At 71.3% G+C, this 19,448-nt stretch carries 14 protein-coding genes; 8 read left to right on the top strand and 6 right to left on the bottom strand.

Annotated features, from left to right (window positions below):
* Positions 1-19 precede the first annotated feature (19 nt).
* Together serC and ABIA32_RS05500 are read right to left on the bottom strand one after the other, a co-directional pair.
* Entirely contained in the window at positions 20-1,138 is a 1,119-nt protein-coding gene (gene serC, locus ABIA32_RS05495) for a phosphoserine transaminase (protein ID WP_370092682.1), read from the bottom strand.
* Between the two features lie 212 nt (positions 1,139-1,350).
* On the bottom strand, positions 1,351-2,451 hold the full coding sequence (locus tag ABIA32_RS05500) for a citrate synthase 2 (protein WP_370092683.1): 1,101 nt from the start codon (positions 2,449-2,451) through the stop codon (positions 1,351-1,353).
* Positions 2,452-2,840: 389 nt separating this feature from the next.
* Here ABIA32_RS05500 and pdxH point away from each other — a divergent pair, with 389 nt between their 5' ends.
* The 6 genes from pdxH to fxsT all read left to right on the top strand — a co-directional run bounded on the left by pdxH (position 2,841) and on the right by fxsT (position 12,857).
* On the top strand, positions 2,841-3,473 hold the full coding sequence (gene pdxH, locus ABIA32_RS05505) for a pyridoxamine 5'-phosphate oxidase (protein WP_370092814.1): 633 nt from the start codon (positions 2,841-2,843) through the stop codon (positions 3,471-3,473).
* Between the two features lie 407 nt (positions 3,474-3,880).
* Entirely contained in the window at positions 3,881-4,066 is a 186-nt protein-coding gene (sjiA, locus tag ABIA32_RS05510; RefSeq protein WP_370092684.1) for an FXSXX-COOH family cyclophane-modified RiPP peptide SjiA, read from the top strand.
* A gap of 38 nt (positions 4,067-4,104) precedes the next feature.
* On the top strand, positions 4,105-6,567 hold the full coding sequence (locus ABIA32_RS05515; protein WP_370092685.1) for an FxsB family cyclophane-forming radical SAM/SPASM peptide maturase: 2,463 nt from the start codon (positions 4,105-4,107) through the stop codon (positions 6,565-6,567).
* Entirely contained in the window at positions 6,560-7,369 is an 810-nt protein-coding gene (locus tag ABIA32_RS05520) for an aminoglycoside N(3)-acetyltransferase (protein WP_370092686.1), read from the top strand. The genes ABIA32_RS05515 and ABIA32_RS05520 overlap by 8 nt, the downstream gene beginning before the upstream one ends.
* A gap of 90 nt (positions 7,370-7,459) precedes the next feature.
* Positions 7,460-8,806 (top strand): TIR-like protein FxsC, encoded by a 1,347-nt coding sequence (locus ABIA32_RS05525; RefSeq protein ID WP_370092687.1) that lies wholly within the window; start codon positions 7,460-7,462, stop codon positions 8,804-8,806.
* Positions 8,799-12,857: an FxSxx-COOH system tetratricopeptide repeat protein gene (fxsT, locus tag ABIA32_RS05530; protein ID WP_370092689.1), complete on the top strand. Its 4,059-nt coding sequence runs from the start codon at positions 8,799-8,801 to the stop codon at positions 12,855-12,857. Before ABIA32_RS05525 ends, fxsT begins: the two co-directional genes overlap by 8 nt.
* Positions 12,858-12,907: 50 nt before the next feature.
* On the opposite strand, the gene ABIA32_RS05535 is transcribed toward fxsT, so the two are convergent.
* A complete protein-coding gene (locus ABIA32_RS05535) occupies positions 12,908-13,804 on the bottom strand; it encodes an alpha/beta fold hydrolase (RefSeq protein ID WP_370092690.1) in 897 nt (298 codons plus the stop codon).
* Positions 13,805-13,864: 60 nt separating this feature from the next.
* Positions 13,865-14,782, bottom strand: coding sequence for a DUF4231 domain-containing protein (locus ABIA32_RS05540; RefSeq protein WP_370092691.1), 918 nt, complete (start codon positions 14,780-14,782; stop codon positions 13,865-13,867).
* Positions 14,783-14,968: 186 nt separating this feature from the next.
* Here ABIA32_RS05540 and ABIA32_RS05545 point away from each other — a divergent pair, with 186 nt between their 5' ends.
* A complete protein-coding gene (locus ABIA32_RS05545) occupies positions 14,969-16,282 on the top strand; it encodes a PAS domain-containing protein (protein WP_370092692.1) in 1,314 nt (437 codons plus the stop codon).
* Positions 16,283-16,294: 12 nt separating this feature from the next.
* Here ABIA32_RS05545 and ABIA32_RS05550 read toward each other — a convergent pair whose 3' ends face one another.
* Positions 16,295-17,044, bottom strand: coding sequence for a sugar isomerase domain-containing protein (locus tag ABIA32_RS05550; RefSeq protein WP_370092694.1), 750 nt, complete (start codon positions 17,042-17,044; stop codon positions 16,295-16,297).
* Positions 17,045-17,245: 201 nt separating this feature from the next.
* On the opposite strand from ABIA32_RS05550, the gene ABIA32_RS05555 reads away from it, so the two are divergent.
* Positions 17,246-17,932 carry a metal-dependent transcriptional regulator gene (locus tag ABIA32_RS05555; protein WP_370092695.1) on the top strand — a complete coding sequence of 229 codons (687 nt, stop codon included), beginning with the start codon at positions 17,246-17,248 and terminating at the stop codon, positions 17,930-17,932.
* A gap of 602 nt (positions 17,933-18,534) precedes the next feature.
* Here the strand turns inward: ABIA32_RS05555 and ABIA32_RS05560 are convergent.
* Entirely contained in the window at positions 18,535-19,239 is a 705-nt protein-coding gene (locus ABIA32_RS05560; RefSeq protein WP_370092696.1) for a bifunctional DNA primase/polymerase, read from the bottom strand.
* Positions 19,240-19,448: the final 209 nt, after the last annotated feature.

The raw sequence follows: 19,448 nt of genomic DNA on the forward strand, positions 1-19,448 counted from the left end.
TCCTGCGTCGCGAATGTGACTACAGCTTCTCGATGACGTAGTCGATGCAGTTCGTCAGCGCCTCGACGTCGGCCGGGTCGATCGCCGGGAACATCGCCACGCGCAGCTGGTTGCGGCCCAGCTTGCGGTAGGGCTCGGTGTCCACGATGCCGTTGGCGCGCAGCGCCTTGGCGATCGCCGCGGCGTCGATCGACTCGTCGAAGTCGATGGTGCCGATGACCTGCGAACGCTCGGCCGGGTTCGCCACGAACGGCGTCGCGTAGGAGGACTTCTCGGCCCAGTTGTACAGGCGCGAGGAGGAGTCCGCGGTGCGGGCCGTGGTCCAGGGGAGACCGCCGTTGCCGTTCATCCAGTCCAGCTGGTCCGCGAGCAGGAACAGCGTGGTCAGCGACGGGGTGTTGTAGGTCTGGTCCTTGGACGAGTTGTCGATCGCCGTCGGCAGGTCGAAGAACGGCGGGATGTAGCGGCCGCTCGCGGCGATGCGCGCGGCGCGCTCCAGCGCGGCGGGGGAGAAGACCGCGATCCACAGGCCGCCGTCGGAGGCGAAGCACTTCTGCGGGGCGAAGTAGTAGACGTCCGTCTCGGCGATGTCGACCGGCAGGCCACCCGCGCCGGAGGTGGCGTCCACCAGCACGAGCGCGCCCGCGTCGGCGCCCTCGACGCGGCGGATCGGCATTGCCACGCCGGTGGAGGTCTCGTTGTGGGTCAGCGCGTAGACGTCGACGCCGGCCTCGGCCTGCGGCAGCGGGTGCGTGCCCGGCTCCGACTTGATGACCGTGGGCTCCGCCAGCCACGGAGCGGCCTTGACGCTTCCCGCGAACTTGGAGGAGAACTCGCCGAAGTTGAGGTGCTGCGACTTGTTCTCGACGAGCCCGAAGGCCGCGATGTCCCAGAAGGCGGTGGACCCGCCGTTGCCGAGGACGACCTCGTAGCCCTCGGGCAGGGAGAAGAGGCTGCCGACGCCCTCACGCACGCGCTTCACCAGGTTCTTGACCGGGGCTTGGCGGTGGGAGGTACCGAGCAGCGAGCTACCGGTCGCGGCGAGGGCGTCGAGCGCCTCCGCACGGACCTTGGAGGGACCTGCGCCGAAACGGCCGTCAGCGGGCCTGATGTCAGCGGGGATCTGGATCTCAGCCACGCCGCAAGCCTATCGGCTGCCGCCACACCGCCCACACAGGGTCCGCCGAGTGAGACGATCCAGTTGCAGCACGTCAGGGGCGCGAGGAACTGCGCGAGCAACCACCCGGTGCGGATGGCCCTGCTCGTTAGGCGACTCACCACACAGGGTGGCTTGTCGCGCAGTTCCCCGCGCCCCTGGAGAGTGCAACTACCTCGGCTGCAAACAGTTGCTCAGTGCGAGATGGCCGAGAAGCCCTCGACCTCGGAAACGCTGCGCGTGCCCGGGCCGATGTAGAGCGCGGACGGGCGCACCAGGCGCCCCGTGCGCTTCTGCTCAAGGATGTGCGCCGACCAGCCCGCCGTCCGCGCGCAGGTGAACATCGAGGTGAACATGTGCGCCGGAACCTCGGCGAAGTCCAGCACGATCGCCGCCCAGAACTCCACGTTCGTCGCCAGCACCCGGTCGGGCCGACGCGCGTGCAGCTCCTCCAGCGCGGCCTTCTCCAGCGCCGCCGCCACCTCGAAGCGCGGAGCGTCCAGCTCCTGCGCCGTACGGCGCAGGACGCGGGCGCGCGGGTCCTCCGCGCGGTAGACGCGGTGGCCGAAGCCCATCAGGCGCTCGCCCTTGTCCAGGGCGTTCTTGACGTACGCGACCGCGTCGCCGGTCCGCTCGATGTCCTCGATCATGCCGAGCACGCGCGAGGGCGCGCCACCGTGCAGCGGGCCGGACATGGCGCCCACGGCGCCGGACAGCGCCGCCGCCACGTCCGCGCCGGTGGAGGCGATGACGCGGGCGGTGAACGTCGAGGCGTTCATGCCGTGCTCCGCCGCGGAGGTCCAGTACGCGTCGACCGCCTTGACGTGCTTCGGGTCGGGCTCGCCGCGCCAGCGGATCATGAAGCGCTCGACGATGGTCTCGGCCTTGTCGATCTCGCTCTGCGGCACCATCGGGTGGCCCTGGCCACGGGCGGACTGCGCCACGTAGGAGAGCGCCATCACCGCGGCGCGGGCCAGGTCGTCGCGCGCCTGCTCGGCGCTGATGTCGAGCAGCGGGCGCAGGCCCCAGACCGGGGCGAGCATCGCCAGCGCGGACTGGACGTCGACGCGGATGTCACCGGAGTGGACCGGGATCGGGAACGGCTCGGCGGGGGGCAGGCCGGGGTTGAACTTACCGTCGACCAGCAGGCCCCAGGTGTTGCCGAAGGAGACCTTCCCGACCAGTTCCTCGATGTCGACACCGCGGTAGCGGAGGGAGCCGCCCTCCTTGTCGGGTTCGGCGATCTCCGTCTCGAACGCAACGACTCCTTCGAGTCCGGGTACGAAGTCGGACATCAGGCGGCTCCTCTGATCGGTCGGATCGGCGGATGACTTTGGGGTGTGGCCAAGTCGTCTCTGCTGTTTGTGACCGCGCGGTTGCGCGGAGGTTTCTACGCGCGCGTGGCACGCAGTGTCAGATTGGCAGGCACTGGGTGCATTGCGCCAGATCCCACGACGGTGATGCCGTGCACACGCGTCGTATTCGCACAGGACCTGCACCTCCGGGCGTCATCGACCGGAGCCCCGCAACGATACTCTCTCGATGTCGAGATAATCCATGCGCCTGTTGGTCGGATGAGCTTCCCGGTCTGTTCAGCCGATCCTGGGATGATGTCGGCGTGCACGCATCGGATCAAGCTCCCCTCGCGCCGCTCGACCACGCCGACCCGGTCGACCCCGCTGACATGCGCCGCCAGTACCGGGCGACCGGCCTCCTGGAGGCGGAGCTCGCCGCGGACCCGATCCAGCAGTTCACCCGCTGGTTCGTGGACGCGCAGCAGGCGGGTCTTGACGAGCCCAACGCGATGGTGGTCTCCACGGTGGACGAGGCCGGCCGTCCGAGCCTGCGTACGGTCCTGCTCAAGGGGTACGACGAGCGGGGCTTCACCTTCTACACCAACTACGAGTCCCGCAAGGCCCGCGATCTTGCGGGTAACCCGCACGTCGGGCTGCTCTTCCCGTGGCATCCGATCGCCCGGCAGGTGATCGTCACCGGCACGGCGGCCAAGGTGGGCCGCGACGAGACTGCGGCGTACTTCCGTAGCCGGCCGCACGGCTCCCAGCTCGGCGCCTGGGCCAGCGAGCAGTCCCGCCCGGTCGCCTCCCGCGAGGACCTCGAACGCCGCTACGCGGATCTGGCGACCCGCTATCCCGTGGGCGAGGGCGTCCCCGTCCCGCCGTTCTGGGGTGGCTACCGGGTCTCCCCGACCTCCGTCGAGTTCTGGCAGGGCCGCGAGAACCGCCTCCACGACCGCCTCCGCTACGACGCCGACCCGGCGGCCCCGACGGGCTGGCACGTGGAGCGGCTCTGCCCCTGAGGCTTTCGGCAACTTCCCGGCACGGCACGGGTGTTGATGACCAGTGCGCGTGTCGGGGCAGGTGGGGCGTGCGGGACGGGCAGGTTCCGTCTATCGGGTGTACTGCGACTGGCGTAGTCGATCACTCGTCGGGGTGATTCTCGCTCGAGGGGTTGTCAAGGGCGTCGGCTCTGAGCTGCGCATTTTGTGCGGCGGGTCGCCTCACCTGGCGCGATGCCTTCGCGGACAGGTCTCGTGATCTTGTGTCAGGGGGTAAGTTTCCGCCTGAGTGAATGGTTTGCGACGACGGTACTGGGCCCCCTGGCGATGCAGACCATCGAACCATCGGGATCAAGCCATCGGGCCTCGGGCCACGGCGCAGGGCATTTACCCGCTTCACGTCCCGACTAACCCCGAGGGGTCCTCACATGTCCGTATCCCGCGACACCAAGTCCCGTCCGGCGGAGGCGACCGCGGTCGCCCCCACCACCCGCAACGTCCCCGTCCGTCTGGCCAAGCGGGGTGAGGCCGCGCACAGCATGATGCTGAGCCGCGTGCTGCCCGACAGCGGCGTCTCGCGACTGGACGTCGCGGCTTTCAATTCCTCGATCTGACGAGGCGTAGAGGCTTTCTGTCCGCACGCCAACAGACCATGGTCGAGAATTCAGCCCGAGCTCCTCTCGCATTTCGACAATTTGTGCTCAAGGTGCACAGTCGGTGCGATCTTTCCTGCGATCACTGCTACGTGTATGAACACGCGGACACCAGTTGGCGCAGTCGCCCCAAGGCGGCGCTCGACGACGTCCTCAAGCAGACGGCCGTCAGGATCGCGGAGCACGCGCGGGCGCACCGGCTCGACACGGTCCACGTGGTGCTGCACGGCGGGGAGCCTCTGCTGGCAGGGCCGTTGCGGCTGCGCCGCGCGGCACAGGAGCTCACCGACGCCCTGCGTGGGGTCTGCCGCCTGGACCTGCGGATCCACACCAACGGCGTGACGCTCAACGAGCGATTCCTCAAGCTTTTCGACGAGTTCGACATCCGCGTCGGCATCTCCCTCGACGGCGACCGCGCCGCAAACGACCTGCACCGACGCTACGCCGACGGGCGCAGCAGCCATGACCAGGTCGTCAAGGCCGTGAACCTGCTGCGACAGCCCCGCTGGCGGCATCTGTACGCCGGCCTCCTCTGCACCATCGACGTGCGCAGCGACCCGATCGCCGTCTACGACGCGCTGCGCGCCCTCGATCCGCCGCGGATCGACTTCCTGCTGCCCCACGCCACCTGGGACGAGCCGCCGCTGCGTCCCGACGGGCCGGAGAGCACCCCCTACGCCGACTGGCTGTGGCGGATCTACGAGCGCTGGAACGGCCAAGGCCGCCCGATGCCCGTCCGCATGTTCGACTCGCTGCACCGCACGCTGCGCGGGGAGAGCAGCCTGACCGAGTCGCTCGGGCTCGCGCCCGCCGATCTCGTCGTCGTCGAGACCGACGGGACGCTGGAGCAGGCCGACTCGCTCAAGACCGCCTTCGACGGCGCCGCCGCCACCGGCTTCGACGTCTTCGACCACGACTTCGACACCGCCGCCCACCACCCCGGCATGATGGACCGCCGGCACGGCCTGGCCGGCCTCTGCGCCGAGTGCCGGGCCTGCCCGGTGGTCGAGTCCTGCGGGGCCGGTCTCTACGCCCACCGCTACCGCAGCGCGGGCGGCGCGGTGCACTCCGCCGTGGGCGGCTTCGACAACCCCAGCGTCTTCTGCCCCGATCTGCTCAGCCTCATCACCAAGGTCCGCGACGCCGCCTCGGCAGCCTCGCCTGTTACCGAGGCCGCCGTGTCGGCCCCCAGCAAGGAGCAACCAGGCATGTCCGACAGCCTGCTGACGGATGACCAGTTCGACGAGCTGGCCTCGGGGCACGGCGGCAGCGCGGCGGTGGATGCCCTGCGCCAGGCCCAGTTGACCCTCAACCGCATGCTGCTGGACCAGGTCGCCGAGCACTGGGCCGCCGCCCCCGACGTCGAGCTCCCCTACGCCGACGCCTGGGCCCTGATCGCTCGGCTCGACGAGTCCGCGCCGCTGGCGCTGGACGCCGCGCTGGCGCACCCGTTCACCCGCTCCTGGGCCCTCGCCTGCCTGCGGGACAGCAGCGGCGCCGCCCGGCGCTTCGGCGGGGTCGCGGAGCTCGCCGCCGCGGGGGCGCTGACCGCCGGCTGGGAGGAGAAGCTGCAACTCCCGGTCCACGAGGACGGCGAGCTGCGACTGCCGGGCCACGGCGTGCTCACCTCGCTTCGGCCGGGTTCGGCGCTGGTGAAGACGGGTCCCGGCCGCCGCATCACCGTCACCAACGACGGCGAGACGTTCGGGCTGGAGCTGGACCGGCCGGAGCCGACGGGCAACCCGCGCTGGCACCGGGTCCGGCCGGTCGTGCTCGGCGCGACGGCGCTGATCCTCGACGACACCGACCCGCAGCGCCGCGCGCACCACTGGGATCCGGCCGATCCGATGAGCGCGGCCGAGGCCGAGATGTGGCAGGCCGAGCTCACCGAGGCCTGGCAGCTGATCGACGCGACGCTCCCCGACTACGCCCCCGGCCTGCGCGCCGGCCTCTCCGCCGTCGTCCCGCTGCGGCCCGATCCGGCGGGCAGCTTCGTCAGCGGGGCGGCCAGGGACGTCTTCGGCGCGGTGGGGATCGCGAGACCGGGCTCGCCCGAGGTGCTGGCGCTGCTCATGATCCACGAGTTCCAGCACGTCAAACTGGGCGCCGTCTTCGACGTGGACGACCTCTTCGACCGCGCCGACACCCGCACCTACCACGCCCCGTGGCGGCCCGACCCGCGCCCGTTCGAGGGCCTCTTCCAGGGGACGTACGCGCACATCGCCGTCGTCGAGTTCTGGCTCTCCCGTTGGCGAGCGCCCAGCAGCGAGCAGGAGCGCGAGCAGGCGCGCGAGGAGTTCGGCCGCTGGCTCGACCACACCTACCGAGCCATCGAGGTGATGGCCGGTTCCGGGGTCCTCACGGCGCGCGGGGAGCGCTTCGTCGCCGGGATGCGGGCTACCGTGGAGCCCTGGCTCGGGGAGTGCGCTGCCGTGGCTGCCGTGGAGGGCGACCGTGTCTGAGTGGACCGAGGAAGACCTGCGTCTCGGGCTCAAGAAGCTCGGCGTCGAGCCGGGCGGCGTGGTCTTCGTCCAGGCCTCGCTGCGCAGCCTCGGCCCGGTCCTGGGCGGAGCCCGCACCCTGCTCGGGGTGCTGCGCGAGGTCCTCGGCGCGCAGGGCACGCTCGTCGCCTACACGGCCACCCCGGAGAACTCCCTCACCTCCCGGCTCTATCGCGAGGCCACCGCCGGCCTGGACGCCGCCGCGCTGCACGCCTACCAGGCGGCCATGCCGCCCTTCGACCCGGCGAACACGCCCTGTTCACCCTCGATGGGCCGCCTCTCCGAGGAGCTGCGCCGCACACCGGGCGCGCTGCGCAGCGCGCACCCGCAGACGTCGTTCGCGGCCCTCGGCCCCCAGGCCGCCGCGATCACCTGGGAGCACCCGCTCGACCAGCACCTGGGCCCCGACTCGCCGCTCGGCCGCCTCTACGCTCTCGACGCCCGGGCGCTGCTCCTCGGCACCGGCCACGACACCTTCACGCCCTACCACCTGGTCGACTACCAACGGCCCGACCACCCCCGCAAGCTCTACAGCGCCAAACTGCTCACCGACTCCGGCGAGGCGCGCTGGCGCAGGTTCACCGGGCTGGATCTCGACGACCTCCACTTCGCCGAGCTCGGCCGCCGGGTCGAGCGGCGGATCCCGGTCCGACGCGGCCGCGTCGGCGCCGCGTCCGCAACGCTGGTCTCCGTCCGCACCGCGGTCGACGCCGCCGCGCGTCATCTGGTCCCCATGGACATGCAGAATGCCGTGCTGAACTAACAGTCTTCCCCGGGCGTGGTGTTGACGCTCCGTCTGCTACCGGGTTCCATCGTTCCTACGTACGGTGTCCGGTCGCTGGGGGAGTGGCGCGTGATCGACAAGGGAAGTTGGCCCGAGGACGTCCCACGTCCGTTCTTCTTCCTCTCCTATGCCCATGCCCCGCGCGTGCCGCGCTCGGCCGGTGGACCGGGAAACGCCAAGACCCACTGGGAGGAACAGCTCTTCCGCGACCTGTGCGGAACCGTCGCCGAACTGGCGGGCCTGGACGACGACGAGCCGGCCGGCTTCATGGACACCGGCATGCACCTGGGCGAGGGCTGGTCCGAGCGGATCACCGAGGCGATCGCGCACTGCCGGGTCTTCGTGCCGCTCTACTCGCCGCGCTACTTCCGTTCGCAGGCCTGCGGCCAGGAGTGGAACGCGTTCGCCTCCCGGCAGGTGCTGATCAACCGGCCCGGCATGCACGCCTCGCAGATCAGCGGGGTGGTGCCGGTGCAGTGGGTGGTGGTCGGCCAGGACGACATGCCCGAGGTGGCCCGCCCGCTCCAGTACGCGCACCGGGACTTCGGCGCCGACTACGTCACCGAGGGGCTGCTGACCCTGTCGAGGCTCGGCTACTTTCGGCAGCAGTACGAGATTGCCGTGCTGCGGCTCGCGCAGACGATCGTCAGGGTCGCCCAGCAGACCACCATCACGGTGGGCAGACGGCGCGACTTCCAGGACCGGCCCAGCGCCTTCCAGCCACCCGACCAGCGCCGCAGGCTGCGGATCGCGGTCCTCGCCCCGGACGTGCGGAATCTGCCGGTCGGCCGCTCCGCCGACGCGTACGGCATCAGCGCCGTGGACTGGAAGCCCTACAACGACGGCGGCGACACCCTGGCCAAGCGCGCGGCCTTCGTCGCCCGGCAGTCCGAGTTCCACCCGAGCATCCACGAGTTCGAGGAGGAGGCCCAACTGCTGCTGCGCGGCGAGGCCCCAGCCGCGCCCGGCGTGCTGCTGCTGGACCGCTGGAGCCTGCTGGACAAGGACCGGCGCGAGCTGCTCAAGCGCTTCGACGCGCAGAACCCCACCTGGGTGAGCGTGCTGGAGCCGTGGCCCGCCGACGATCCCGAATGCGAGCGCAGGAACGAGCAGTTGACGCGCCTCGCGGACGAGACGCTCACCCACATGCGGGTGGACCGGCGCAAGTTCAGGGAGCCGAACGGCGGGGTACTCGGCACCCTGGACGACTTCGAGGACGCCCTGCCCGGCGCGGCCATGGCAGCGCAGCACGCCTTCGACCAGCAACGCGAAGAGTCCCGCCCACGCCAGGGCGGCTCCGGCAAGCCGAACCTCCGCTCGGGCGTCGACCCGCCCTCGTACGGGACGCCCCAGCCAGAGCCACCGCAGCAACAGCCGCCGCAAGAGCCAGGTCCGGGGGAGGACTCCCATGAGTGAGCACGTGCACGCGTCCGTCGAGCCGACACCAGAAGGGGACCGACACGTGGCCGTGAGCCCGGAGCCGAGTGAGTCGAGTGAGCTGAGTGAGCTGAGTGAGCCGACCGAGGCGGGCGCCGGACCAAGTGCCGGCCGGGACGGCCGGATCATCACCTTCTACAGCTACAAGGGCGGCACCGGCCGCACGATGGCGCTGGCCAACACCGCCTGGATCCTGGCCGCCAACGGCCACCGGGTGCTCACCGTCGACTGGGACCTGGAGGCCCCGGGTCTCTCCCGGTTCTTCCACCCCTTCCTCGACCAGACCTTGCTGGACGCCAGTACCGGCGTCGTGGACCTGATCCACGAGTACCGCGAGCAGGCGCTGGAGCGCGAGGACCGCAGTGACGAGTGGCTGCGCCGGATCGTGCGGGTGCGCCCGCACGCGCTCTCGCTCAACTGGAAGGGCTTCCCTCGCGAGGGCTGCCTCGACTTCCTCCCGGCCGGCCAGGCCCACAGCGACTACGGCGCGACCGTGGCCAACCTGAACTGGGACGAGTTCTACGAGCACGTCGACGGCGCCCGCTTCTTCCAGGCGCTGCGCGAGGAGATGCGCCGCCACTACGACTACGTGCTGATCGACAGCCGTACCGGCCTCTCCGACATCGCCGAGATCTGCACCGTGGAGATGCCCGACGACCTGGTCGTCTGCTTCACGCTGAGCAGCCAGAGCATCGAGGGCGCCTCCGAGATCACCCGCCGGATCGTGGAGCGGCACTCCAACCGGGGCATCCGCATCCTGCCGGTGCCGATGCGCGTCGACGACGGCGAGAAGAGCAAGGCCGAGGCGGGTCGCGCGCTGGCCCGCAAGCGCTTCGGCCAACTTCCGCAGAACATGGGCTCGGTGGCCCGCGACCGGTTCTGGGACGCGGTGGAGATCCCCTACGTCCGCTTCTACGCCTACGAGGAGATCCTGGCCACCTTCGGCGACCGCTCCGGGCAGCCCAACAGCCTGCTGGCCGCCTGCGAGCGCCTGGTCGGCCAGATCACCCAGGACCGGGTCACCGGCCTGCCGCCGATGGAGGAGGACATCCGGCTGCACTACCGCGACCGCTTCACCCGGCCGCACCCGGCCGCCCGCGAGGACGTCGTGCTCTCCTACGCGTCCGAGGACCGGATGTGGGCCGAGTGGATCGAGTGGGTGCTCACCCGCGCCGGGCTGCGGGTCGTCCCGCGTGAGCTGGGCGCCGCCCCGCGCACCGACAGCGAGCGCGTGCGCGACGCGGTGACCCGGACCGTCGCCGTCTGGTCCGCCTCCTACGCGCGCGCCGTCCAGGCCCGCGCCGCCCGCGACATCCTGGTCGGCAACCCGTCCGAGGACGCCCGCGACCTGGTCCCGGTCCGCGTCGGCGAGGCCCGGCCGACGGGGATCTTCAGCAACGCCAACGCGGTCGACCTGCAGCGCCTGGACGAGTCGGGCGCGATCACCGCGCTGCTGCGCGCGCTGAGCCGCAGTGAGAGCACGCCGCCCGAGTCGGTGCCAGGCGAGGGCCCGCGCTATCCGGGCCTGCGCCCGGCGGTGTGGAACCTGCGGCTGCGCAACCCCGCCTTCACCGGCCGCGCGGCGGTACTGGACCGGCTCCGCGACCAGCTGCGCGACAAGCAGCGCGACCGCCGCTCCACGGTCGTGCTGCCGACCCCGCAGACCCTCTACGGCCTCGGCGGCGTCGGCAAGACGCAGGTGGCGCTGGAGTACGCCTACCGCTTCATGGCGGACTACGACCTGGTCTGGTGGATCGAGGCCGAGCAGCCCGAGCAGGTCGCCACCTCACTGGCCGACCTGGGCCGCCGCCTGGAGCTGCGCGTCAGCGAGAACGCGGCGGAGACAGCGGAGCTGGTCAAGGAGACGCTGCGGCTGGGCAACCACCCCAAGGCGCGGCGCTGGCTGCTGATCTTCGACAACGCGGACGACCCGCAGAACATCGTCCGCTACTTCCCCGGCGGCCCCGGCGACGTGCTGGTGACCTCGCGCAACCAGGCCTGGTCCGGCCACGCCGAGGCGCTGGAGGTCGACGTCTTCCGCCGCGAGGAGTCGGTGGAACACCTGTGCCGACGCAACCACGGCCTCTCCCGCGAGGACGCGGACCTGGTCGCCGAGGCCGTCGGTGACCTGCCGCTGGCCGTCGAGATCGCGGCCGCCTGGCTGGAGACCACCGGCGTCCCGGTGCAGGCCTACGTCACCCAGCTGAAGAGCCAGGCCGTCAACGCGCTGGCCTCCAACCGCCCGGCGGACTACCCGACCACCTTCGGCGCGACCTGGAACGTCTCGATCGCCCGACTGCGCGAGGAGAAGCCGGCCGCGGCCCGACTGCTGCAGCTGTGCGCGTTCTTCTCGCCGGACTCGATCGCGATGAGCCTCTTCTACAGCGACCAGATGATCGAGTCGCTGGTCCAGTACAGCGACGATCTGCGCGACAAGAACATGATGGGCACCGTCATCCGGGCCATCGGCAGGTACGGGCTGGCGAAGGTCGACAACGTCAGCAAGACCTTCCAGGTGCACCGGATGGTCCAGGCGGTGATCCGCGCCGAGCTGACGCAGCTGGAGGAGGACCAGGCGATCCACGAGGTGCACCGCGTGCTGGTCAGCGCCCGACCCGACGTCGGCGACACCGACGACCCGGCCAACTGGCCCGTGTTCCAGCTGATCTGGCCGCACCTCGGCCCGTCCAACGCGGAGAACTGCGACGAGCCCGACACCCGGCAGCTGCTCATCGACCGCGTCCGCTACCTGTGGAAGCGGGGCGACCTGGACCGTGCCGAGGAACTGGGCCGCCGCCTGGACGCCGCCTGGCTCGACAAGCTGGGCGAGGACGACCGGCAGACCCTGCAACTGCGGTTCCAGCTCGGCAACGTGCTGCGCAGCCAGGGCCGTTTCGCGGAGTGCCTGGAACTCGACTCCGAGACGCTGAGCCGTCAGCGCCTGGTGCTCCACCCCGACCACCCGCAGACGCTGCAGACGGCCGGCTCGCTGGCCGCCGACCAGCGCGCGCTGGGCCGCTTCCGCGAGGCGCTGGACCTGGACCAGCAGACGTACCTGCGGATGAAGGAGGTCCTCGGCGAGGACGACCCGGCGACCCTGCGCATCGCCAACAACCTGGCCATCGACTACCGCTTCAACGGCGACTACGACGCGGCCCGCGTGCTGGACGAGGAGGTCTACACGATCCGCGCGGAGGTGCTGGGCCCGCTCCACCCGTACACGCTGACCTCGAAGGCGGCGCTGGCGGAGGACCTGCGCGCGCTGGGCGACTACAAGGGCTCGGTCAACCTGCTGAGCGAGTTCCGCGACGAGTACTCGATCCCGGTTCCCGACCTGGCCTCGCTGCGCTACACCAAGTCGCTGGCGGTCGCCCTGCGCAAGGCCGGCCAGCAGAGTGAGGCGCGACGCCTCACCATGGACACCTACAACCGCTACCTGGAGCGCTACAACGAACTGGTGCCGGACGCGCTGTCCTGCGCGCTGAACCTGGCGGCGGAGTACTCGGCCTCCGGCGACAAGGAAGCGGCGACGGAGACGGCGCTGGAGATCTACGACCACTACGCCAAGACGCTGGGCGAGAGCCACCCGTTCGCGCTGATCTGCGCGAACAACCTGAGCATCTACCAGCGCGACAGCGGCCGGGTCCAGGAGGCACTGGTCCTGGGCGAGCGGACGCTGACGCAACTGCACTCGACGCTGGGCGACGAACACCCGTACACGCTCTGCGCGATGATCAACCTGGCCAACTCCTACGGCGACAGCGGCGCCCTGAACCGCGCCGAGGAACTGGGCCTCGCCGCGTTCTCGGGTCTCTCGACCCGCTACGGCGCGAAGCACCCGGACGCGGTGGTCTGCCAGGTGAACCTGGCGATCACGCTCCGGGACCAGGGCCGCCGCACGGAAGCAACGGAGTTGCGCTCGGAGGCCCTGGAGGAACTGGTCCGCCAGCTCGGCGACGAACACTCCGCCGTCCAGAGCGCGCGCGGCTGGCGCCGCTTGGGCCGTGACCTGGAACTGCTTCCCGTCTGACAGGTAGTTGCAACTCCCCGCGCCCCTGGGGAGTTGCAACTGGCCCGTTACTAAATGGCTGAGCTCGGTGCCTCGGGGGAGTCCCTGGACGCCCAGTGGAGGACCTCCGGCATCACGCGCATCGCGCCGAAGTGGCCCTCGAAGGGGCGGACCACGACCCGCGAGTGGGGGATGCGTTCGCCGAGCCAGAGGGTGTGTTCCACCGGGGAGAAGACGTCGTCCTCGCCGTGCCAGAGCAGGACCTCGCCCGGGATGTCGGAGACGTCGAAGCCCCACGGCTGCCGGAAGGCCAGCGCGTCGTCGATCCAGCCGCCGCCGTCGCGGCGCAGCGCCTCGCGGTAGTTGGCGCGCAGCAGGCTCGTCATCGTGCCGCTGGCCAGGACCCAGCGGTCGGAGGCCGGCAGCTCGCCGCGGAACTCTTCCAGCAGGCGTTGCGGATCCTCCCTGATGTCACGGGACTTGATCCGCAACGAGGTCGCCAGCCGGCGCTCGCCAGGGTCCTCCTTGCGGTAGCTGCGCGCGTTGCCCGAGCCCATGCCCGCCTGCCAGTCCAGGTCCCGCGCGTCCCACGGGGCCAGGCTGACCAGCGCCGCCGTGCGGATCACGCGGTCCGCGAGCAACGCCGCGCAGGCGAGCGCGTGCGGGGCGCCGCCGGAGCGGCCGACCACCGAGAAGCGGGTCAGGCCGAGGTGGTCCGCGATGGTGCGGACGTCCTCCGCCGCGTCGGCGACCCTGCGGCCGGGGCGGCGGTCCGAGTCGCCGTAGCCCGGGCGGTCGAAGGTGATCACGCGCAGGCCCAGCCGCGAGAGCAGGCTGGGCCGGGGCGTCTGGTGGAGCCTGCTGCCGGGGGTGCCGTGCAGCAGGAAGACGGGCCTGCCGTCCGGTCTGCCCCAGGTCGCTGCTGCCAGTGTCCTGCCGTCGGCCGCCTTGACCTGTAGCTCCGTCACCCCGTGTCCCCTCGTCGCTTGCGTGCCCCAACGGCCGGTCGGTCGGCCTCAAGATCAAGCTCAGATCCGGCGGTCGCTCCTCGCCCGCCAGACCGCCTGCTCCTTCGCGAGCGTCGACTCGGCCTCGCGGGCCAGTCGGGACCAGAGCTCCTCCGCGCCGGGTTCGGCCGGATTCAGCCTGGTCAAGCGGTTCTCGATCTGCTCCAACTCCCTGGCCGCCACCCGGTAGGCGGCCGCCAGCGGGCGGAACTGCTTCAGCTGCGTCCACGCGGTGATCGCCGCGCCCAGCGTCGCCAGCGTGCCCAGCGCGTGGACGTGCGTCGCGCCGAACATCTGCAGCAGGGCCAGCGCCCCGCCGAAGCAGATGGCGATCAGCGTGGCCAGCGACCAGCCCGTGCTCTTGTTGTCGAAGGCGTCCGCCTTGGTCGTGTACCAGACCCGCTGCGCGCGCACCCGCTCGCGCAGGTACACCTCGCGCCGTACCGCGAGGCCCTCGTGGCGCAGCCGGACCATCTCCGCGGTGATCCCCGGCTGCGACTCCTTGTCGATGACGCCCAGGCCCCGGTAGATCTCGAAGATCTCGCTGATCTGGTCGAGGAACTGCTCGGCCGCGTCCGGAGAACGGGCGTCCCCCTCGAACGGGCGCGAGCGGATCGAGTACCGCCAGACCAGGCCCTTGATCGCCTCGGCCGCGGCCCGGCTCTCGAACCACGCCGTCTGCGGGCGTTTGGCGCGCAGCCGGCTCCAGTAGTAGAACGCCGCCAGAAAGGCCGCGATGGAGAGCCCGGGGGAGATGTCGAGACTCCCTGCGTGCAGGTCCCAGATCCCCAGCGCGGAGGCGAGGAAGAGGGCCAGGATCTGACCGCCGTACCACCGAGTGGCCCGGCGTTGCTCCATCACCGAGATCTGGTCCACCTGCCCGTACGGATCCGGGATGAGCTCTCTCTCGTGGAACTCCCGCGCAGAGACCTGGACCATGGTCGACTCCCCCTCACCCTCGCCCGTGCGTCCTGAATCAGTGTCACCCTGCCCACCGTCCTTGCACAGCACACGTATTCGCTGAATCCGACGGACCCCCGACTTCCCGAAATATCCGGGAACACGGTGTACGGAACGTACGGGGCGAGTTGAATGGACGGGTCCGCAGGGGGAGGTGCGCCCAGCATGCCCATCGAGAACGACGACCGACTGCTCACTGCCCTGCTGGAAAGCATGGAGGTGGGCCTCGCCGCGCTCGACGCGGACGGCGTCGTGACGCATTGGAACCGCGAGGCCGGCCGACTGCTCGGCTGGACCGCCGCCGAAGCCGTCGGCAGACGCGGTCTTGAGGGCTGGGCGGTGCGCCCGGCCGACGCCGAGGCGGTACGCGCGCAGCTGCAGGGCACCCGCGAGGGCGTCCGCGCGCTGCACGAGTTCCCGCTGCTGACCAGCGACGGCCGCAGGGTGCTGGTCCGCGCGCAGGTCAGCTCCGTCCGCTCGGAACACGGCACCACCCTCGGGCACTACTTCGCCTTCTCCGAGGCGGGGGCGCAGATCGAGCTGGAACGCTCGCTGGGCCTGGCCCAGTCGCTGCTGGACGACGCCCCGACGGGCATCGTCCTCGTCGACGCGGACCTGCGTCCGGCCACGGTCAGCGACACCGCCGCCCGCTGGCTCGACCGCGAGCGCGCGGCCCTGCTCGGCCACCCGCTCGGTGAGGTGCTCGGCGAGGGCGTCCAGGAGCTGGAGTCCGCGCTGCTGCACACCCTCTCCACGGGAAAGCCGCTCGGCGGCGTCAAGCTCTGGATCGCGCTGCGCGCCGACCCGGCCCGGCGTCGCTGCCTGCGCAGCGAGTTCGTCAGGATCGGCTCACCGATGGGGGAGGAGCCGGTGCCGCTCGGGGTGGTCTGGCTCTTCGAGGACGTCACCCTCCAGGAGCGCGCCGACCAGGACAACGCGGTGCTCCGCTTCCGCGCCAACCAGCTGCGCCGGGCCGGGCTCGCCGCGGCCGAGTGCGCGGACGGCCTGGAGGCGGCCGTCGGCTACCTGGACTTCGTGCTGGCCGGTTTCGCCGACCACGCCCTGCTGGACGTGGTGCGCGGGGAGTCGCTGATCCGCGTCGCCGCCGCGCCGACCGGGGCGTTCCGTCCCGGCGGCGGCCTCACCCCGCTCGGGCTGCCCGCGCGGTACGGCGAGGTCCACCCGGCGCTGCGGGCGCTGGAGCGCGCGGGCACCGTCTGCGTCTCCGACACCGGCGCGCCGCCGGGCACGACGGGCGGACTGCCCGTCGTCCCCGGCTGGGCCGCGCTGCGGCAGTGGCCGGTCGGCACGGTCCACGGCCTCGCCACGCCGCTGCGCAGCCGCGGCCAGAACCACGGCGTGCTCACCTTCCTGCGCGGGGCGGGGCGTCAGCGCTTCGACCGCGCCGACGCCGACTTCGCCGAGGACGTCGCGGCGCGGGTCGCGGCGGCGGTGGACCTGGACGCCGCGTCCCGCTGAGCCGGAACGCTTCTAGAAGGCGTAGAAGATGCGGTCCTTGTGCTCGGCCATCAGCTTGGCGTTCCAGTCGGTGCCGCCGTCGACGTTGCCGGAGCGGAACAGCGGCGGGGTGATCCCGGCCTCGACGAGCTTGCCGACGGCCACGGCCACGACGGACTGCATCAGCGCGACCGTGGTCACCGTCGAGACCGGCCCGAAGGTGGTCTCCGCGCCGGGGGCGGTCAGCTCGCCGTCGCCCACCGCGATCTTGCTGTCCAGGACGATGTCGCAGACGTCCTTGAGGTAGAGCCCGCTCGGGTGCTGCGAGGTGACCGCGGCCGGATACGCCAGCGAGGTGACGCCGACGACGGTCAACCCGCGCTCGCGCGCGTGCCTGGCCAGCTCGACGGGCATGACCTGGCGGCCGGAGAGCGAGATCACGAAGAGCAGGTCGCCGGCGCGGGCGGGCCCGGCGTCCAGCGTCGCGGTGGCCAGCCCGGGAACCCGCTCCAGCGCGCTGCCCAGGTGGGCCGGCATGACATCGACGCCGATCACGCCGGGGACGGCGAGCAGGTTCATCAGAACGAGTCCGCCGGCCCGGTAGACGACGTCCTGCGCGGGCAGCGAGGAGTGGCCGGCGCCGAAGGTGAAGACGCGCCCGCCTTCCTTGATCGTCCGGGCGAGCGCCTCGGCGGCGGCCTCGACGCCGGCGGACTCCTCCGCCCTGATCCGCTGGAGGTGGGCGATGGCGGCGTCGAGATACTGACCGGCGAGATCGCTCATCGGGACTCGTGACTCCCCTGCGTAGGTGGGTGGTGACAGGCACGGTGCTGGGTGCGCGGGGGCGCTGTCAACACCGCGCGGGCACGAAGCATCGGCGGCCCGCGTTGCAGGCCGCAGCCGATTGTCGGCGGCATGCGCAAGAATTGAGGAGCACCCGGGAGCGCGACCGGAGCACTTTTGAGGAACGGAGCCCGCTGTCCGATGTCAGGCCACCTGATCGACACCACCGAGATGTACTTGCGGACGATCTTCGAGCTGGAGGAAGAGGGCGTCGTCCCCATGCGCGCCCGTATCGCGGAGCGCCTGGAGCAGAGCGGGCCCACGGTCAGCCAGACCGTCGCCCGGATGGAACGTGACGGCCTGGTGACCGTCGCGGACGACCGCCACCTGGAGCTGACGGCGGAGGGCCGCAAGCTCGCGACGCGGGTGATGCGGAAGCACAGGATCGCGGAGTGCCTGCTGGTCGACGTGATCGGCCTGGAGTGGGAGCAGGTGCACGCGGAGGCGTGCCGTTGGGAGCACGTGATGAGCGAGGCGGTGGAGCGGCGCGTCCTCGAGCTGCTGCGCCACCCGACGGAGTCGCCGTACGGCAACCCGATCCCCGGGCTGGAGGAGCTGGGGGAGACCCCGGCGGACGAGGCGGAGACGCTGATCGCCCTGGACGAGCTGGCGCCGGGCTCGGAGAGCAGGGCGGTGATCATCCGCCGTATCGGTGAGCCGATCCAGACGGACGCCCAGCTGATGTACACCCTGCGCCGGGCCGGCGTGCAGCCGGGCGCGGTCGTCAACGTGACGGAGTCCACGGGCGGCGTACTCGTCGGCAGCGGCGGCGAAGCCGCGGAACTGGGCAAGGACATCGCCGCCCACGTCTTCGTCGCCCGGGCGTAGCACTTCTGCAGAACGGGACGTTGCACTACCTCAGGGGCGCGGGGCTCTGCTCGATGAACTACATGCGCGAGAAACCACCCTGTGCGGATGGCCCTGCTCGATCGGGGACTCACCTCACTGGGTGGCTTGTCGCGCAGTTCCTCGCGCCCCTGGGTGCTGCAACGGGCCCTCCGTCGTGACCGCTCGCGCCCGCGCGGCGGAGCCGCAAATCGGTAGAGCCTCGCGCCCCTGATGGCCCTGCGGGCCAAAAGGCGAGGGGCCTCGGCTGACTTTCCCCGAGCGCCGAGGCCCCTCGCGATCCCCCGATCTTCCCTCCCCGCTTCCCCCGCCGAGCCCGGCTTCCCCTCCGGGCGCCCCCTGACGAAGCGGTCTCTCCTTCCGTTCCGGTGCTGCCGCTGCGCTGACCCTTACGAGGAGATAGATCCCCTCGGCATCTCCGGACAATCCTTGAGCCCCATCACTCGAAGGTGGGGCTTTTCCAGCCTCCCGAGTGGGTAGATTCCGCAGTCAGCCAGCCCGCCGCACGGCGTGACTGCGCCCCCGGTCCGCCGCGGGAGCGAACACCGCGTGACTCGGGGGCACAGGGGATTGCCGGGCTTGTGCTACTGCCCCGCGTGTGCGGGCAGCGGCGCCTCTCGGCCGCAGGCGTAAGCAATGGGGTTGATGACCTCGGCCGCCTCCGGCAACCAGCGGTTCAGCGCTGTCGGCTCCCGGGCCCACTGCGCGTAGCCCAGCGCGCCGATCCGCGTCGGCGGGGCGACGACCCAGCCGCCCTCGCCGTGGCCGACCAGGTCCAGCCGGCCCGGGCCCCAGCCGAGGCGTCGCAGCATGTCCGGCAGTTTCGGAAGCGCGCCCGGCAGGACCAGGAAGACCAGCCTGCGGCCACGCCCCGGGCCGCCCGGCATCGCCAGCACGGGGCCCAGCTGCAGACCCATCCGCTCCATCCGCGCCAGCGCCAGGCAGCCGGCCACCTCGGGCACGTCGATCGCGTCGAAGGACCGGCCCGTCGGCAGCAGGATCGACGCCTGCGGGTTCTCCGTCCACCAGCGGCGGACGACGCCGGGGCCCGAGCTCGCGCGACGCGTCCAGTCGCGGGTGGCCGGGTGCGCGCCCGGCATCGGGCAGGCCGGGTCGCCGCAGGAGCAGCGCGGCGGGCCGTCGTCCTCCAACAGCCAGGCGCCGGGGGAGACCTCCCAGTGCCGCTCCTCCGCGTACGTGACCGCCGCCGTCAACAGGGCGTCACGCGCGGCACCCCTGCCGGTGTCCGCGAGTTCGTCCTGCTGGGTGGCTCCCAGGGTGTCTTCCACGTGCTGCACAACTCGCGGCAGGGGCAGGGGTTACGGGCTTCTGAGAAAACTCGGCCATCCGGGACGCGACACGCGGGGCGCGCGGTTGCACAACAGGGGGCGCACATGTGGTGAGCCCCCCGGCGGCGGGTATGTGTACTCCTTGTCACTTCGATACGCTGGAGTTCCCGCACCGAATGTCCTGATATTCCAAGCCATTGCCCGCGATT

The organism is Streptacidiphilus sp. MAP12-20, assembly GCF_041262525.1.
GTDB lineage: Bacteria > Actinomycetota > Actinomycetes > Streptomycetales > Streptomycetaceae > Streptacidiphilus.

Bases quoted from the DNA above. Each gene is read 5' to 3' on its own strand.
- ABIA32_RS05555 (WP_370092695.1), top strand. From the start codon at position 17,246: ATGTCAGGCCACCTGATCGACACCACCGAGATGTACTTGCGGACGATC.
- ABIA32_RS05515 (WP_370092685.1), top strand. From the start codon at position 4,105: ATGGTCGAGAATTCAGCCCGAGCTCCTCTCGCATTTCGACAATTTGTG.
- ABIA32_RS05545 (WP_370092692.1), top strand. From the start codon at position 14,969: ATGCCCATCGAGAACGACGACCGACTGCTCACTGCCCTGCTGGAAAGC.
- ABIA32_RS05540 (WP_370092691.1), bottom strand. From the start codon at position 14,782: ATGGTCCAGGTCTCTGCGCGGGAGTTCCACGAGAGAGAGCTCATCCCG.
- pdxH (WP_370092814.1), top strand. From the start codon at position 2,841: ATGCGCCGCCAGTACCGGGCGACCGGCCTCCTGGAGGCGGAGCTCGCC.
- fxsT (WP_370092689.1), top strand. From the start codon at position 8,799: ATGAGTGAGCACGTGCACGCGTCCGTCGAGCCGACACCAGAAGGGGAC.
- sjiA (WP_370092684.1), top strand. From the start codon at position 3,881: ATGTCCGTATCCCGCGACACCAAGTCCCGTCCGGCGGAGGCGACCGCG.
- ABIA32_RS05550 (WP_370092694.1), bottom strand. From the start codon at position 17,044: ATGAGCGATCTCGCCGGTCAGTATCTCGACGCCGCCATCGCCCACCTC.
- ABIA32_RS05500 (WP_370092683.1), bottom strand. From the start codon at position 2,451: ATGTCCGACTTCGTACCCGGACTCGAAGGAGTCGTTGCGTTCGAGACG.